This window comes from Corynebacterium pygosceleis (assembly GCF_016595275.2).
GTDB classification, from domain to species: Bacteria; Actinomycetota; Actinomycetes; order Mycobacteriales; family Mycobacteriaceae; genus Corynebacterium; species Corynebacterium pygosceleis.
The window spans coordinates 270,444-285,776 of sequence record NZ_JAENIQ020000002.1; the positions used below are offsets into that span (position 1 = coordinate 270,444).

A 15,333-nucleotide genomic window follows, 5' to 3' on the forward strand; every position below is an offset into this window, starting at 1 on the left:
GAGACTCACTTTCTTCTTTTCATGGTGACTGCCGCTGCTGTGCCGATGGCGATGACAAGCAGCAGGAGTCCGGTTCCGATGGTGATGGTGGACATTGATGGGGAGGCCCCGGAAGATCCGGTGGTCTCGGGGGATCCGTCGGAGTCCGTCTCCGGGGATCCGGGCGCACCGTCGGAGACGGTGAAGGTGGTCTTCCCGCGGGTGGCGTGTCCGTCGGACGAGGTGATCTGGAAGCCCACGGTGTAGTCACCCGGCCCCGGATCGGTTCCCTCGGGAACCTCGAGTGTGACGACCTGTCCGTCCAGGGTGGGTTCACCGCTGAACAACACGGAGGATGTCTCCGAGTCACTGACGGCGATCGTGTTGAAGCTGTCCCTGGGAATACCGGAGAACTCCAGGACGATCTCACCGGGGAACTCGTCGACGGTGTCACCGTCTCCGGGAGTGGAGTCGAGGACGACGTCGTGTGCGACGGCGTAACTGGTCGACCAGGTGGGCCCGATCCCCGTCTGGAGTCCGATGAGCAGGATCGGTGCACACGCGACGGAGGCGACGACGGCACGGGACAGATACCGTCCCACGAACTGCTGAATCACGAACTGGTCACTCCCTGAGCTTCAGTGGTCACAAGTGTCTTTCCGACGGCCCGACATGTTTCGGTGCGTCATCGACGGTTTTCCGCCACTCCCGGACGTCCGGATCATCTCCGGGGCCGGGACACGGGATACGGCGCATCAACCTTCCACGATACCCCCGATCCTCCGGGGGCCTCACCCACTAGTCGGACCGTACCTCCGGGAAGTTCCCGTCCCCGTCAAACCCGCCGGAACGGTGGGCGACGCCCGGTGGATCCACTGAGACGTGCGGACACACCGCACACCGGCGAAACCCGTACAACGAGAGAAGAACCCGACCGGTGACACCGGTCGGGTTCCTCATTTTCCTGTTTCCGTGGTCCCAGCTGGGATCGAACCAGCGACCTTTCCGGTGTGAACGGAACGCTCTTCCACTGAGCCATGGGACCGTGAGCGGCACATCCCCGCTCGTCTAGAAAATTAACACGCCCGCCCCGACACACCTAATCCGCAGGTGGCACAGGCTCCGGCACCGGTAGGGGAATCCGGTGGCCGGTGGACTGCGGTGCCGGTCCGGGTCGGGGTTCACCGAAGCGTCCCGTCCCGGCCGGTGACGCTCCACGCCACGAAACCGGGGTGCGGTGCGGAAAGGCCCGTGCGGTCCGGACCCGGCCGGGACGCATCGACCCCGACTTCTCCGGACCGGTCGGGAATACAGTTCAACTGCGGATTTGTGTACCGGTCCCGGATAGGGCTAGAGTTTGGTCTCGCACCACACCGGATCTTCGGATCGAGGTTTGTTGCGGTGCGGATGTAGCGCAGTTGGTAGCGCATCACCTTGCCAAGGTGAGGGTCGCGAGTTCGAGTCTCGTCATCCGCTCTGGTATGGTTTTCGTACCTGCACAGCCACGGTGGAATGGCCGAGTGGTGAGGCAACGGTCTGCAAAACCGTGCACACGGGTTCGATTCCCGTTTCCACCTCCAATTTTATAATCCTGCGCGTTTAGCTCAGCGGGAGAGCGCTTCCCTGACACGGAAGAGGTCACTGGTTCGATCCCAGTATCGCGCACCGGAGCAGCACGGCTCCTTAAAAATGTGCGTGCGGATGTAGCGCAGTTGGTAGCGCATCACCTTGCCAAGGTGAGGGTCGCGAGTTCGAGTCTCGTCATCCGCTCTGGAGATACTGCCACGCAGTTCCCCACCCGCGCGTTTAGCTCAGCGGGAGAGCGCTTCCCTGACACGGAAGAGGTCACTGGTTCGATCCCAGTATCGCGCACCGGAGCAGCACGGCTCCTTAAAAATGTGCATGCGGATGTAGCGCAGTTGGTAGCGCATCACCTTGCCAAGGTGAGGGTCGCGAGTTCGAGTCTCGTCATCCGCTCCAGCGTGAAACGATCCCGCCTCCGGGCGGGATCGTTTTTTCATGTCCCGCACATGTCCGCACGCCACCTCCCCACCCCGTGCCGGGGAACTAGAGTGGGACCCATGCATCCCCTGTCCGGTTTCATCGATCCCGAGGTCCTCATCGGTGAGACGAAGGCGACGACCATCGACGAGGTGCGCTCCATCTCGGTGGTGACGTTGACCGGGGCGACCTCCTACGGCGGCAACTCCGGCGAACTCGGCAATTCCACCGACACGAACCTGCTGCTGGCACTTCGCCGGTGGTCCGATGTCGTCCTCGTCGGTGGTGAGACCGTCCGTGCGGAGAACTACGGTGGTGTCTCCGTCGCTCCGGGGTACCGCACGGCACGGCTCAGACGCGGACAGTCCGGGGTGCCACCGGTCGCGGTGGTGACCAGGTCCTTCAACTTCTCCCCCCGGTCACGGCTCTTCACGGAGGCCGCCGTCGGGCCGTTGTTTCTCGCACCGGACGCCTCATGCACCGATCCCGCGTTGGATCGGGCCAGGAAACAGGTCATCTCCGCCGGTGGTGTGATCGTCCCGACGGGCGGCGGAACCGCGACGGACATCGTGGGGACCCTCCGCGCGCGGGGGCACCACCGCATCATCTGCGAAGGTGGGGCACGCCTGCTCGGGCAACTGACCCGTGCCGGGTTGGTCGACGTCCGGCACGTCACGATCGATCCGAGCCTCACCCTTCCCGTGGACCCACCTCTGATAGCACCACCGACGGAGCGCGGCACCTCCGGGCCGGAACGGTACAGGCTCCGGCTGTCGGACGTTCGGGCGACGGAGGACGGCTGCGTGTTTCTCCGGTACGTCCGGTGACACCCGGGACTCGCTCACGGGGCCGGGTCGGGCGACGCGGTATGGTGGGACGGTGACTGAGCCAGCCTTCTCCCGCCTGACCACTCTCTGGACCTCCCCGGGCCCGCGGGTACCGGTGACGGCGCCGGCCCCCCGGGGCACCGGGTTCGACCGCGTGGGCCGGATGGTCTTCTGGCCGCTGTCCCTGATGCTGATCGTGCACCGTATTCTCGTTCTCTCGGTGAACGGCTCCGTGACGGACGATTTCTCCACCGTCTATTACGCACTGCGTCGTTTCCACGACGGGGTGCCCATCTACAACGAGGTGTACCACCACGTCGACCCGCATTACCTCTACTCGCCGGGGGCGACGCTCGTGCTCTCCCCGCTGGGTCTGCTCACGGATTTCGATTCCGCGCGGATGTGGTTCATCTGCCTGAACGCCGCCGCGATCGTCGCGGCACTCGGTGTCCTGACCAGAATGTTCGGTTACGCCCTGTCATCGGCCGTCTTTCCGGGGGCGGTGTTCTTCGCCTATCTCACCGAGGCCGTACGGAACACCCTGGTCTTCTCGAACATCAACGGTATTCTGCTGCTCGCGCTCGCGGGGTACCTGTACTGTCTCATCCACGAACGACGCTGGGCCGCCGGAATCCTCATCGGGCTCGCGATTCTGGTCAAGCCGATCTTCGCCCCGCTGCTCTTTCTCCCGTTCGTCCTGGCCAACTGGCGGACGGTGCTGACGGGTCTCGCGCTGCCGGTCATCGCGAACGCCGTCGCCTGGCCGCTGGTTCCCGGCGCCGGTGATTACGTGACCCGTACCATGCCGTATCTCCGTGAGGTTCGGGACTACGCCAACAGCTCACTGCCCGGGATCGCCACGTACTACGGCATGCCGTGGTGGCAGGAGAAGTTCTGGTTCGTGTTCTTCGCCGCCGTCGTCGCCGTCGGTGTCATCGTTCTCCTCAGGTGGCGGTACACCGATCCGCTGCTCTGGATGACGACGACCTCCGCACTGTTGCTCGCCGGTGTGTTCCTGCTGTCCTCTCTGGGGCAGATGTACTACTCGATGCTCCTTTTCCCCCTGTTGTTCACGGTGCTTCTCCGCCGGTCCGTGATGCACTCCCCCGTCGCCTGGGTGGCGGTCTACTGTTTCCTGTCCGCGGACGTCTGGTTCTCGGATGAATGGCTGGATCTCGGGCGCGCCGCACACTATCTCAAGCCGACGGTCGGCTGGGCGTTGATCGTCCTGACGATCTCGGTGGCTGCGGTCGTCTGGTGGTGGCAGGAGCGCGACGGGCGGGCGGCCCTCCCGACTGAGCCGCCCGGAGAAGGGGACGGGAACGTCGGCACCGCATCCACAACCCATTCCGAACCCGCCAACGGAGGACGACCATGACAGATTTCAGGTTCATCAGCGATGACCAGTGGCGCGAGCGTCTCAACGCCGAGGAGTTCAGGGTTCTGAGGCGGGCGGGTACCGAGGCTCCGCACACCGGCGAGTACACCGACACGGACACCGAAGGTGTCTATTCCTGCCGTGCCTGTGGCACGGAGCTGTTCCGGTCGACGGAGAAGTTCGCCGCCCACTGCGGTTGGCCGGCGTTCTTCTCGCCGCTCGCCGGGGACCGTGTCATCGAAAGGGAGGACACTTCGCTGCCGGGAAGGCCTCGGGTGGAGGTCCTTTGTGCGGCCTGCGAGTCGCACCTCGGTCACGTCTTCACCGGAGAGGGGTACGACACCCCCACCGACCGCCGCTACTGCATCAACTCCATCTGCCTGACGCTCGAGGAGAAACCTGTCAGCTGATCCGGACAACACACCCGACGCCCGCCGGTTCCCCTGTGGAACGGACGGGCGTCGGGTGTGTTGCCGATCAACCGCGCGGGGATGATCAGGGCAGGACGGAGATGATCTCCTCGACGTCATCGACCCTGCGGCCGGAGAAGAACGGGATCTCCTCACGCACGTGACGACGTGCCTCCGTGTACCGCATGCGGTACATCAGGTCGACGATCCGGTGCATCTCCGGCGCCTCGAACGCGAGGATCCACTCGTAGTCCCCGAGGGAGAAGGCCGGCACCGTATTCGCCCGAACATCGGGGAAGTCACGGGCGGCCATACCGTGCTCGACCAGGATCTTCCTGCGCTCGGCGTCATCGAGCAGATACCAGTCGTAGGAACGGACGAACGGGTAGACGGAGATCCAGCGACCCGGCTCCTCCCCCATGATGAAACTGGGGAGATGCGACTTGTTGAACTCCGCGGGACGGTGCAGCGCGGTCCCCGTCCAGAACGCCTCGGAACAGCGTCCGAGAGTCGTCGTACGGCGGAAATCGTTGTACGCGCGCTGGATGTCCTCGATCTCCTCCGCGTGCCACCAGATCATCACGTCGGCCTCGGCACGGAGACCGGAGATGTCGTAGATTCCGCGCACCGTGACCGGCCCGTCCTCGAGTCCCCGGAAGAACTCACCTGTGTCGGTGATCGCCCGTGAGCGATCTTCCCCGAGTGCTCCCGGAATGATCCGGAAGGTGGCGAACTGGGAGTACTGCTGCATCGAGTTGAGTTTCTCGAAGTCCTTGCGCTGGGCCACGGTGATCGGGCTCCTTTCATGGTGGGGCGACCCCTGTCACGGGGCCACCGGAGGATGTCGTCGACGGCTCTGACCTCGCCGACCTACACTGCCGTCCATCATAAGTTGGAGCCCCTCCCGCAGGCACGACCACCCCGGTCGGCGCGCCTCCACACCCATCATGTCGTGCGGGGTTAGGTTGGGAGACGTGACCGAATCCGAAGCCCCCCAGCATCCCGTTTCCGCCGGGACATCGGCCGACGCCGACGCTCCCCAGCTGTTCAACGATGCTGTCGAGTCGATGCACCGTGCCAGGCTCCGTTCCGAGGTGACCCTGGGCACGATCCGCCCGCCCCAGCGACTCGCCCCGTACAGTCATGCTGTCGGGCTCGAGGTCGAGCGGCCCGTTGACGGGGAGGGGGAGGTTACCGCGGACAGCGACGGCGACGCCTTCGGCCGTCTGATCCTGCTCCACGACCCCGGTGCGGAGGAGACCTGGGACGGAAAGATGCGTCTCGTCGCCTACATCCAGGCCGACATGGACGACTCGGTCGCCGGTGACCCGCTGCTCCCCGATGTGGCATGGGACTGGTTGAAGGAATCCCTCGAGCAGGCCGGGGCAACGCACACGAATCTCGGTGGCACCGTGACCTCCACCGCATCTGTTCGTTTCGGTGACATCGGAGGCCCGCCGCGGGCGTTTCAGGTCGAGATGCGTGCCTCGTGGACGGCCGTCGACAATGACCTGTCGGGCCATGTCACCGCTTTCGGTGAACTGCTGGGTCATGTCGCCGGGCTTCCGCCCGAGGGAGTCGTACCGCTCGCGCGGCTGCGCGGTGCCTCCCGTTCCTGATCTGCCGCCCGCGATCAGAAGTACACGGCCACGGGTCGTCCGTCGACCTCGGTGACCCTCAGGTCGACATCGTAGAGGGAGGCCAGGTTCTCCGTCGTCATCAGTTCCGCCGGGGTGCAATCGTGCACCAGCGAGCCGTTCTTCATGGCGATGATGCGGTCGGAGTACGCGGCCGCGAAGTTGATGTCGTGGATCACCACCACGACCGTCCGGCCGAGATCCTCGGCCGTCCTGCGCAGAAGTTTCATCATCGCCAGTGAGTGTTTGATGTCGAGATTGTTCAGTGGCTCATCGAGCAGGATGTATTCGGTCTCCTGGGCGAGAACCATCGCGACGAACGCGCGTTGACGTTGCCCACCGGACAGTTCATCGAGGCTGCGTTCCGCGAACTCCTCGAGTTCCAGGTATTCCATGGCGCGTTGGATCGCCGCCTCATCGTCCCGTGTGAGGCGTCCCGCACTGTGGGGGAAACGTCCGAACGCGACGAGTTCCCTCACCGTGAGCCGGACCGCGACCCGGTTGTCCTGCCGCAGCACCGAGAGTATCCGCGCGAGTTTCTTCGACGGTGTCGTCGACACGTCGTGTCCGTCCACGCTGACCGATCCACCGTCGGCCCGGATGAGGCGGCTCACGATTCCGAGCAGGGTCGATTTACCGGCCCCGTTCGGGCCGATGACACTGGTCACTCCCCCTGCGGGGATGTCCACGCTGACGTCGTCGACGACCGTGGCGGAGTCGTATGTCTTGGTCACACCGGAGATCCGGATCAACGGCCCAGGCCTTTCTTTGACAGCAGGAGATAGAGGAACAGCAGGCCGCCGGCGAACTCGATGATCACCGACAACGAGGTGTCGAAGGAGAACAGTCTGCCGAGCACCCACTGACCGACGACGAGAAAAACCACACCGAGGGCGGAGGCGACCGGGATGGTCCACCCGTGCCGGTCGCTCCGGACGAGGAGATACGCGAGGTTGGCCACGAGCAAACCGAAGAACGTGACCGGACCGACGAGGGACGTCGACACACTCACCAGGACGGAACAGAGAACGAGTGCCGTGATGACCTCACGCCGGTGGTTCACACCCAGGGAGACCGCGGTGTCCCGACCGAGGAGCAGTACGTCAAGTTGCCTGCGGCGGTACAGGAAGATTCCGACGCACACGACGGTCACCAACCCCGCCCAGGGCAACAGTTTCTTGTCGACCACCGAGAATGTCGCGAAGAAGACGTCCTGCAGCACCTGGTACTCCCCCGGGTCCAGCATGCGCTGCAGCAGCGCGGACAGGGAACGGAAGAAGACACCGGTGACGATACCGATGAGCAGGAGCAGGTCGATCGAGGTGCGTCCCCCGGCGAAGACCGTTCCGAACAGCAGGAGCGAGAAACCCACCATGGTGACCGTGTTGACCAGGAACATAGCGGCGGACGGCACCGTCGAGAAGAACATGGAGCCAAGCCAGTAGACGATGACCGTCTGGATCAGCAGATAGAGGCTGTCGAAGCCCATCAACGCCGGTGTCAGGATCTTGTTGGCGGTGATGGTCTGGAACACCACCGTCGATGCCCCGATGGCGACGCCGACGATCACGAGTCCCGCGACCGTCGAGACACGTAGCTTCAGCGCGAACTTCCAGGCCGAGGGAAGATCCCAGGTCAGGAAGAAGGCGACGCCGAGTACGGCGAGGAGGGTCAGGCCGACGACGAGCAGTCTGCGGAAGTGGTCCGCCCTGCGCCGTCTGGCGTACTGCTCCCCGGCGATGGACGGGGGGTTCGGGACCGTGGTTTCAGCTGCGGACACGGGAATTCCTCCGGTACAGGATCGCCAGGAAGATGGCTGCACCGATGACACCCATGACGGTGCCGACGGGCATTTCGTAGGGGAAGCGGATCGTCCGGCCGAGGATGTCGCAGACCATGCACATCATGGCGCCGATGAGGGCGACCCAGGGGAGGGAACGCCTCGTGTTGTCCCCCATCACGGCACTCACCAGGTTCGGTACGACGAGTCCCAGGAACGGGATCGCGCCGACGACGGTGACCGTCACCGCGGAGACGACCGCGACGACAGCCAGACCGAAGGTCTCCACCGCGCGGGCGTTGATGCCGGCGTTGACGGCGTAGGAGTGACCGAGGCCGAGGATCGTGAATCTGTCGGCGGCCACATAGCTGACGATGACCAGGATCCCGATGATCCACAGCAGTTCGTAGCGGCCCCGGAGCACGCCCGCGTAGCTGCCCAGCTGCCAGGAGCCGAGGGACTGGAGCAGCCCGTAGTTGTAGGCGATGAAGGTGGCCACCGCCCCGATGACGCTGCCGAGCATGATGCCCACCAGCGGGACGGTGAACAGGCCGGGATTCGGGATCCGCCGGATGGCCGCGAGAAACAGAGCTGTTCCGGCGAGAGCCGTCAACGACGCGGCCGCCATCTTCCACCCGATCGGAGCGGACGGGAAGAAGAGGGTGACCAGGAGCAGTCCGAGTGCCGCCGACTCCGTCGTGCCGACCGTCGACGGTTCGACGAACCGGTTGCGGGCCAGCAACTGCATGAGCAGCCCGGCCACGGCGATGGTCGCGCCAGAGAGCACGATGGCGACGGTCCGCGGAATCCGCGAGACGACCATGATCCGCCAGTCCGAGTCGGCGACGCCCACCAGCAGACTGACGGCGGACAGGGCCGCCAGTGTCAGTACCGCTGGAAGCAGCAGCGTCGTTGAGTTGAATCTCATTTGCGTCGGGTCAGCCCTTGTAAGCGGAGCCGGCGGCGTCGATCATCTTGGACATCGTCGTGAGCCCGCCGACGACGAGGTACCAGTCGGCGGAGTTCAGGTAGACGATGTTGCCGTTCTTGGCGGCCTTCGTGTTGTTGATCAGTTCGTTGTCGAGGGTCGCCTCCGCGGTGCTTCCGTCACGTCCGATCGCCGCGTCCCGGTCGACGACGAACAGGTAGTCGGGATCGGCGTCGGCCACGAATTCGAAGCTGACGGGATCACCGTGCGGCCCGGCTTCGTCCACCTTCGCCGCGGGCTTGTATCCGAGATCGAAGACCACGCCGAAACGCGATTCCTCGGAGTAGGTGGACAGTTCCCCGCCGTTGGTCATGATGACGAGGGCGGTCGGATCTCCGGCGGAGATCTTCTCCTTGTACCCGTCCGCCTTCTTCTCGAGCTCCTCGCCCTTCTCCTCGGCCCTGTCACCGGCACCGAACGCGGCACCGACCATCTTGGCGGATTCGGCGTTGGACTCGAGGTAGTCGTCGTACTCGACCGTGACATCGATGGTGGGGGCGATCTCGGACATCTGCTCATAGGTTCCGGCCGAGCGCCCACCGACGACGATCAGGTCCGGTTCGAGGGAGGCGATGGCCTCGTAGTCGGGCTCACGGAAGGAACCGATGTTCTGCTTGTCCTGGAACCCCTCGAGGATGTCCGGATCGGCTCCGCCGGAGGCGACACCGACGACACGGTCGCCGTAGCCGAGTGAGACCAGGTAGTCGAGTCCCGAGTAGTTCATGACGACGATCTTCTGCGGCTCAGCGGTGATCTCGGTCTCCCCCTGGCGGTGTTCGACCGTGAGCGGGTAACTTGCGGTGACCTTGCCGTCGTCCGTGCTGTCGGCGCCTGAGGAAGCGGCGCCGGAGACGGCGCTGGATGCGGTGGCGGTCGCGTCCTCCGCGGCGTCTTCCGCGGAGGAACAGCCCGCCAGTGCGAGAGCTGCGACGGCCGCCACAGCGGTGACACGGGTCCTGATGGTCATGTTTTTCCTTTTCTTTCGGCGAAACTTGTGGGCCGGGCCGCCCTTCTCGCGTACTCTGATGTCACCGGTTCCAACCGGGAGACACACATCCCTCGGGCGCGCCCATACGTGTGCCGAACACGGACAGGGGGCCTCGGAAGTCCGGAGAAGGATTGTCCGAACTGTCGGAGAGGCATCAACCTATTTGTGGACGGCGGTGCCAGGATAGCCCAGCCTCCCCTTCCCGGACCACCGCGCGTTCACCGTTTCACCGCCCCCACCCCCGATCGTTCATGTTTCTGAACTGCACATAAACAAAAACTGAACATTCTGTTCCATGTCAGGTCCGGAACCTGAGCCCGCCATGAAAGACCGGCATCGCACTAGACTCGGATCTCATGGCAGTACCGCTGACATCACCGACCGGAGGCACTCCGGTACTCATCGACAGTGTGCGGGGGTTCAGCGCTGCAGCGTCCGCCCTCGCCGCCGGGCGTGGTCCCGTCGCCGTGGACACCGAGAGGGCATCCGGTTACCGGTACGACGAACGCGCGTTCCTCATCCAGCTCCGACGGCGGGACACCGGAACCCTGCTGCTCGATCCAGAGGGAAGACACGATGAAATCCGGGAGGCCCTCGCCCCGGTCCTGAATGACATGACCTGGGTCATCCACGCCGCCCCCAGCGATCTGCCCTGCCTCGGTCAACTGGGACTGTATCCCGCGGATCTCTTCGACACTGAACTCGCGGGCAGGATCGCGGGGATGGAACGCGTCAATCTGGCGGCCATGGTCGAGGATGTTCTCGGGTACAGCCTCTCGAAGGGGCACGGCCGGGAGGACTGGTCGACACGTCCCCTGCCGGTCGACTGGCTCAACTACGCGGCACTCGACGTCGAACTGCTGAATGAACTCGCCGAGGCGATGGCGGAGATCCTCGACGCCGGGGGAAAACTCGACTGGGCCGTACAGGAGTTCCACCACATCCGGAGAGTCCACGGCCCTCGGGCGACCCCGGCTCCATCGACGTGGACCGGCGCTAAGGGGATCAACGGACTGACCCGACCGGAGCAGCGTGCGGTGGCGCGCGAGCTGTGGATGGAAAGGGACCGGATCGCCCGTCAACGTGATTGTGCCGTGCACCGTGTCCTGAAGACGAGAACCATGATCGAGATCGCGCGACGGTTACCCGATTCATCCCGGGAACTCGCCACCATCAGCGGATTCCCCGGTCGCGATGAGCGGGCACGGGCGAGGTGGATGTCGGTCGTCGACAAAGCACGGCGCAGTCCCCGTTCCTCGTGGCCGACGGTTCCCCGGAACGGCGCGGAACATGTTCCCGGAAGGTCGGCACTCTCCTCCTACCCGGAGGTCAAGGCATCGCTGTCCCGGGTGCGTGACGCTCTCACGGAGGTCTCCGTCGATGTCCGGGTTCCGGTGGAGAACATCCTCGCCCCCGCCACTCTCCGCTCGGTTGTCTGGAACACGGTGGAGAAAGGACGTATCCGGTCGGTGGGTGACCTGATAGGCCACCTGGAAAACTGTGGGGCACGGAGCTGGCAGATCGGGCTCAGCCTCCCCGTACTGAGCCGGGAACTCCTCTGATCCTTCTGTCACCGTCGCCCGGTGGAGCCCGCCGGAACCGGGGCCGGGCACCCGTGCCGCCCCTCAGCTGTGCCCGGTGGGGTTCTCCGCGTCGTACCCGAATCCGATCGTCCGTAGCCACGAGTCGATCTGCTCCGTGACACCGTCGGCGTCGAGGCCGAGTTCCCCGAGAATCTCTCCACGGGAGGCATGGTCCAGGAATCTCTCGGGGACCGCCAGCTGCCGCAGGGGGGTATCGATCTCACTGGCGTTGAGTGCCTCGGCGATCAGGGATCCGACCCCTCCGTGGATGACCCCGTCCTCGAGCGTGACGACGAGGTCATGGTCGGCCGCGAGTGCCGGTACGGACGGGGCGACCGGAACGACCCACTTCGGGTCGATGACGGTCGTGTCCACGCCGCGCTCCCGCAGCCTGGTCGCGGCTTCCACGGCGGTGTGCGCCATCGCCCCCACGGAGACGATGAGCACCGAGGGTGCCGCAGATGGCCCGTCATCATCCACGAGGGGTGCATCCCCGTCGCTCTCCGGGTCGGCGACGCAGTCCGAGTAGACGAGGACGTCCACACCGTCCCCGAGGGTGAAGGCCTCCGGGAGATCGTCGGGAAGTGATCCCTTCGGGAAACGCACGACACTCGGGCCGTCGTCGATCTCCGTGGCCTCCCGCAGAAGTTCCGTCAGACGCTGACCGTCCCTGGGGGCGGAAACCCGGATACCGGGGATGATCCCGGTGACGACCAGATCCCACACACCGTTGTGACTCGCCCCGTCCGAACCCGTCACGCCCGCCCTGTCGAGGACCAGGGTGACCGGCAGACCGAGGAGCGCCACATCCATGAGGAGCTGGTCGAAGGCCCGGTTGAGGAACGTGGAGTACACCGCGACGACCGGATGCAGCCCCCCGAGTGCGAGTCCTGCCGCCGAGGTGAGCGCATGCTGTTCGGCGATACCGACGTCGAAGAACCGTTCCGGGTGGACCTCACCGAATCTCGCGAGCCCCGTCGGACCCGCCATCGCCGCGGTGATCGCGACGATGTCCTCGCGCTCGGAGCCGAGCTCAACCAGCTCCGACGAGAACAGACCGGTCCAACCGGGTGCGGACACCCCGACGGCCTCCCCCGTCAGTGGATCGATGACACCGGTCGAGTGCATCAGATCGGCGACGTTGTTCTCCGCCGGGGCGTAGCCACGCCCCTTCTCCGTCACGCAGTGCACGATGATCGGCCCCTGGTGTTCGCGTGCGTAGCGGAAGGCGTTCTCGAGACTTCCCAGGTCATGACCGTCCACCGGGCCGATGTACTTCATCCCCAGCTCAGGGAACATCTCGCTCGGTATGACCGAGTGTCTGACACCTTCCTTGACCGCGCGGAGCGCCTCGAAGGTGCGGCGTCCCACCCAGCCCATGGAATTGAGGGTGGTCTTCCCCTGCTCCATCACCCGGTCGTAGAAGGGCTGCATCCGCAGGGAGGCGAGGTTCTCCGCGAGCCCGCCGATGGTCGGTGAGTAGCTCCGACCGTTGTCGTTGACGACGATCACGACCCGGCGGTCACGACCGGCGGCGATGTTGTTGAGTGCCTCCCAGCACATGCCACCGGTCAGGGCTCCGTCGCCGACGACCGCCACGACCGTACGATCCGTCTGCCCGGTGATCCCGAAAGCCTTCGCGAGTCCGTCCGCGTAGCTCAACGACGCTGACGCATGGGATGACTCGGTCCAGTCATGGTCGCTCTCACTCCGACTGGTGTACCCGGAGAGCCCGCCCCTCTGGCGCAGGGAATCGAACCGTCCGGCCCTCCCCGTGAGGATCTTGTGCACGTAGGACTGGTGACTGGTGTCGAAGATGACCGGGTCATTCGGCGAATCGAAGACCCGGTGCAGCGCGATCGTCAGCTCGATGACACCGAGATTCGGGCCGAGGTGCCCCCCGGTCGCGGAGACCTTCTCCACGAGGAAGTCGCGAATTTCCCCCGTGAGCGCCTCCAGCTCGGTATCGGTGAGGGCACGGAGGTCAGCGGGAGTGTGGATGCGGTTGAGGATCTCCATTGGCGTGAGTCAGACACCTTTTCTTTCATCGGGTTCCTCCGGTGGGTGGCCGGGAGCCCTGGTCGGGTGCGCCGTTCGGCTGGGAACGGCCTGATGGATCGTTGTGTTCGGCGACAGCTGGGCCGGTGCCCCGGGCGGGCGCCGGTGTCCGCCCCGGATCTCGGTGCACACGGTGCGCCACTCGGTTCCGTCCGGACCTTTCGGGTCGTTCGGGCACTGACGCCGGGAACCGCACGGGACGACCCGGGTGCGGGTGTTCCGACAATCCTACCCCGTGCCCGTTTACCGCTGCCAGCAGGGACGGGGATCACGGGGGCGTCACCGGGGACCGTGACGGTGACACCGTCAGGTGTCGGCCCGGCCGTCCCCAGGGGTGAGCAGACCGAAAGCCTCGAGGTGGTGGGTGCCCGGGAATGCCCCGGCGACAGCCAGCTTCTCGAGTCGGTAGCCGGCCCCGTACCAGGCCGCGATGTCACGTGCGAAGGTGGCCGGATCACAACCGACATGCACGACCGCTGCTGGATGAGCTGCGGCGATGGCGGTCACCGTGTCGGTCCCGGCACCGGTACGTGGCGGGTCGAGGACCACCGCACGGGGCGCCGGTAACTGCGGTATCTCGGCGTCCACGGCGCCGGTCCGGAACTCGACGGGGAGATCCGCGAGAGCCGCGCGTCCGCACTCGGCCGCCATTCTGGACTGTTCGACCGAGATGACCGACGCGTCACCACCGGATCCGGGGGCGGTCCGCAGCACCTCCAGCAGAGTGGGGGCGAACAGACCCGCACCGCCGTAGAGGTCCCAGCCGACCACGGCGCCCGGGGCACTCTCCCCCTCACCTGCCGACCGGGTGGACAGTGCCTCGGTGAGCCACTGTCGGACCAGCGACGTGAACCTCTCGGGGGCCTCACTGTGCGCCTGCCAGAATGCGGTCGCCGGCAGGTGGTAGGTGTGCGGACCGACCTTCTCGGTACAGATACCGCTTCCCTCGAGAGTGCTCTGGATCGCCTCCGTCCTCCGTCCCCGGGCTGCCCGGCGTGATTCGATCACGTGCCGGTCCCCGGAGGAATCGACCGCGACGATGATCTCCGCCCCGGGATTGAACCGTGCCGACCCGGCTCCGACGATCCCGTCGAGCATCCCCGGCAGTGCCTGCGCACAGGGGATGGAGAGAAGATCGTGACTACCGGCGATTCTCGTTCCCGCATGACCCGTCGCGTCCACCCCCAGTCGGACGCGGGTACGCCAACCGGAAATGGGTTGCAGCGCGATGCTCTCGATCTCCGGGAGGTCCTCGGCTGCGAGATGCCCGATCCTGCGCAGCTGGTCGAGCAGGACCTCCTCCTTGAGCTTTTCCTCCGAAGCGGGATCGACGTGTCCGTAGTCGCAACATCCGGCGCCACGCGCCGCTGCGGCGCAGCGCTGGGCCACCCGGTGCGGGGATGACTGGACGACATCGATGATCCGGGCGGAGGTGAACCGTTTCTTGGCCTTGGTCACCTCGATCCGCACGACGTCACCGGGGAGTCCGCCCCGGACGAACACGATTCGACCGTCCGGCAACTGGGCGATGCCCTCGCCACCGTGGGCGGGTCGATCGACGGTCACCGTGACGCGGTCCCCGACACTGACGGTCGGGGTTTCCCGGGAGGTGGAACGGTCGGGTTCTGTGTTTTCGCTCACTGGGGTCCAATCGGTTCTGGAGATTTCTGGGGATTCAGGGGATGAGGAGGGTTGAGGCAATGG

At 65.4% G+C, this 15,333-nt stretch carries 13 protein-coding genes and 7 tRNA genes; 11 read left to right on the plus strand and 9 right to left on the minus strand.

Going from position 1 to position 15,333, the window contains the following annotated elements:
* Positions 1 to 5 precede the first annotated feature (5 nt).
* Both JIM94_RS04505 and JIM94_RS04510 read right to left on the minus strand, forming a co-directional pair.
* Entirely contained in the window at positions 6 to 596 is a 591-nt protein-coding gene (locus JIM94_RS04505) for a copper resistance CopC family protein (protein WP_248085656.1), read from the minus strand.
* Positions 597 to 952: 356 nt separating this feature from the next.
* Positions 953 to 1,024, minus strand: a tRNA-Val gene (locus JIM94_RS04510).
* 358 nt (positions 1,025 to 1,382) lie between these two features.
* Between JIM94_RS04510 and JIM94_RS04515 the strand changes: the two genes are divergently transcribed.
* From JIM94_RS04515 to msrB, 9 genes are all read left to right on the plus strand, one after another.
* Positions 1,383 to 1,455: transfer RNA gene (locus JIM94_RS04515), tRNA-Gly, on the plus strand.
* Between the two features lie 30 nt (positions 1,456 to 1,485).
* A tRNA-Cys gene (locus JIM94_RS04520) sits at positions 1,486 to 1,559 on the plus strand.
* Between the two features lie 13 nt (positions 1,560 to 1,572).
* A tRNA-Val gene (locus JIM94_RS04525) sits at positions 1,573 to 1,644 on the plus strand.
* Between the two features lie 32 nt (positions 1,645 to 1,676).
* A tRNA-Gly gene (locus JIM94_RS04530) sits at positions 1,677 to 1,749 on the plus strand.
* A 30-nt stretch (positions 1,750 to 1,779) separates the two neighbouring features.
* Positions 1,780 to 1,851 (plus strand) — tRNA-Val (locus JIM94_RS04535).
* A gap of 32 nt (positions 1,852 to 1,883) precedes the next feature.
* Positions 1,884 to 1,959, plus strand: a tRNA-Gly gene (locus tag JIM94_RS04540).
* 101 nt (positions 1,960 to 2,060) lie between these two features.
* Entirely contained in the window at positions 2,061 to 2,807 is a 747-nt protein-coding gene (locus JIM94_RS04545) for a pyrimidine reductase family protein (protein ID WP_200255194.1), read from the plus strand.
* A gap of 52 nt (positions 2,808 to 2,859) precedes the next feature.
* The gene (locus JIM94_RS04550) at positions 2,860 to 4,185 is read left to right on the plus strand and encodes a glycosyltransferase family 87 protein (RefSeq protein WP_200255196.1); all 1,326 of its coding nucleotides are present in this window, start codon (positions 2,860 to 2,862) and stop codon (positions 4,183 to 4,185) included.
* Positions 4,182 to 4,595 carry a peptide-methionine (R)-S-oxide reductase MsrB gene (gene msrB, locus JIM94_RS04555; protein WP_200255198.1) on the plus strand — a complete coding sequence of 138 codons (414 nt, stop codon included), beginning with the start codon at positions 4,182 to 4,184 and terminating at the stop codon, positions 4,593 to 4,595. The genes JIM94_RS04550 and msrB overlap by 4 nt, the downstream gene beginning before the upstream one ends.
* Positions 4,596 to 4,680: 85 nt before the next feature.
* Here the strand turns inward: msrB and hemQ are convergent, their stop codons facing one another.
* Positions 4,681 to 5,382, minus strand: a complete 702-nt coding sequence (gene hemQ, locus JIM94_RS04560; RefSeq protein ID WP_323374236.1) for a hydrogen peroxide-dependent heme synthase — start codon at positions 5,380 to 5,382, stop codon at positions 4,681 to 4,683.
* Between the two features lie 187 nt (positions 5,383 to 5,569).
* Between hemQ and JIM94_RS04565 the strand changes: the two genes are divergently transcribed.
* The gene (locus JIM94_RS04565) at positions 5,570 to 6,214 is read left to right on the plus strand and encodes a DUF3000 domain-containing protein (protein WP_248085654.1); all 645 of its coding nucleotides are present in this window, start codon (positions 5,570 to 5,572) and stop codon (positions 6,212 to 6,214) included.
* Positions 6,215 to 6,228: 14 nt separating this feature from the next.
* Here the strand turns inward: JIM94_RS04565 and JIM94_RS04570 are convergent, their stop codons facing one another.
* The 4 genes from JIM94_RS04570 to JIM94_RS04585 are packed head-to-tail and all read right to left on the minus strand — an operon-like array spanning position 6,229 to position 9,967.
* Positions 6,229 to 6,984, minus strand: a complete 756-nt coding sequence (locus tag JIM94_RS04570; RefSeq protein WP_200255202.1) for an iron ABC transporter ATP-binding protein — start codon at positions 6,982 to 6,984, stop codon at positions 6,229 to 6,231.
* Complete coding sequence (locus JIM94_RS04575) at positions 6,981 to 8,012, minus strand: iron chelate uptake ABC transporter family permease subunit (protein WP_248085651.1); 1,032 nt, start codon at positions 8,010 to 8,012, stop codon at positions 6,981 to 6,983. Before JIM94_RS04575 ends, JIM94_RS04570 begins: the two co-directional genes overlap by 4 nt.
* On the minus strand, positions 7,999 to 8,940 hold the full coding sequence (locus JIM94_RS04580) for an ABC transporter permease (RefSeq protein ID WP_200255204.1): 942 nt from the start codon (positions 8,938 to 8,940) through the stop codon (positions 7,999 to 8,001). The genes JIM94_RS04575 and JIM94_RS04580 overlap by 14 nt, the downstream gene beginning before the upstream one ends.
* A gap of 10 nt (positions 8,941 to 8,950) precedes the next feature.
* A complete protein-coding gene (locus tag JIM94_RS04585) occupies positions 8,951 to 9,967 on the minus strand; it encodes a siderophore ABC transporter substrate-binding protein (protein WP_200255206.1) in 1,017 nt (338 codons plus the stop codon).
* Between the two features lie 377 nt (positions 9,968 to 10,344).
* Between JIM94_RS04585 and JIM94_RS04590 the strand changes: the two genes are divergently transcribed.
* Positions 10,345 to 11,550 (plus strand): HRDC domain-containing protein, encoded by a 1,206-nt coding sequence (locus JIM94_RS04590; RefSeq protein ID WP_200255209.1) that lies wholly within the window; start codon positions 10,345 to 10,347, stop codon positions 11,548 to 11,550.
* A gap of 63 nt (positions 11,551 to 11,613) precedes the next feature.
* On the opposite strand, the gene dxs is transcribed toward JIM94_RS04590, so the two are convergent.
* Entirely contained in the window at positions 11,614 to 13,590 is a 1,977-nt protein-coding gene (dxs, locus tag JIM94_RS04595) for a 1-deoxy-D-xylulose-5-phosphate synthase (RefSeq protein ID WP_200255211.1), read from the minus strand.
* Positions 13,591 to 13,935: 345 nt separating this feature from the next.
* Positions 13,936 to 15,270: a class I SAM-dependent RNA methyltransferase gene (locus JIM94_RS04600; RefSeq protein WP_200255213.1), complete on the minus strand. Its 1,335-nt coding sequence runs from the start codon at positions 15,268 to 15,270 to the stop codon at positions 13,936 to 13,938.
* Positions 15,271 to 15,333 lie beyond the last annotated feature (63 nt).

What these genes read in the sequence shown, in the direction of transcription:
- JIM94_RS04545 (WP_200255194.1), top strand. Translation starts at nt 2,061, where the DNA reads ATGCATCCCCTGTCCGGTTTCATCGATCCCGAGGTCCTCATCGGTGAG.
- msrB (WP_200255198.1), top strand. Translation starts at nt 4,182, where the DNA reads ATGACAGATTTCAGGTTCATCAGCGATGACCAGTGGCGCGAGCGTCTC.
- JIM94_RS04580 (WP_200255204.1), bottom strand. Translation starts at nt 8,940, where the DNA reads ATGAGATTCAACTCAACGACGCTGCTGCTTCCAGCGGTACTGACACTG.
- JIM94_RS04585 (WP_200255206.1), bottom strand. Translation starts at nt 9,967, where the DNA reads ATGACCATCAGGACCCGTGTCACCGCTGTGGCGGCCGTCGCAGCTCTC.
- JIM94_RS04590 (WP_200255209.1), top strand. Translation starts at nt 10,345, where the DNA reads ATGGCAGTACCGCTGACATCACCGACCGGAGGCACTCCGGTACTCATC.
- dxs (WP_200255211.1), bottom strand. Translation starts at nt 13,590, where the DNA reads ATGGAGATCCTCAACCGCATCCACACTCCCGCTGACCTCCGTGCCCTC.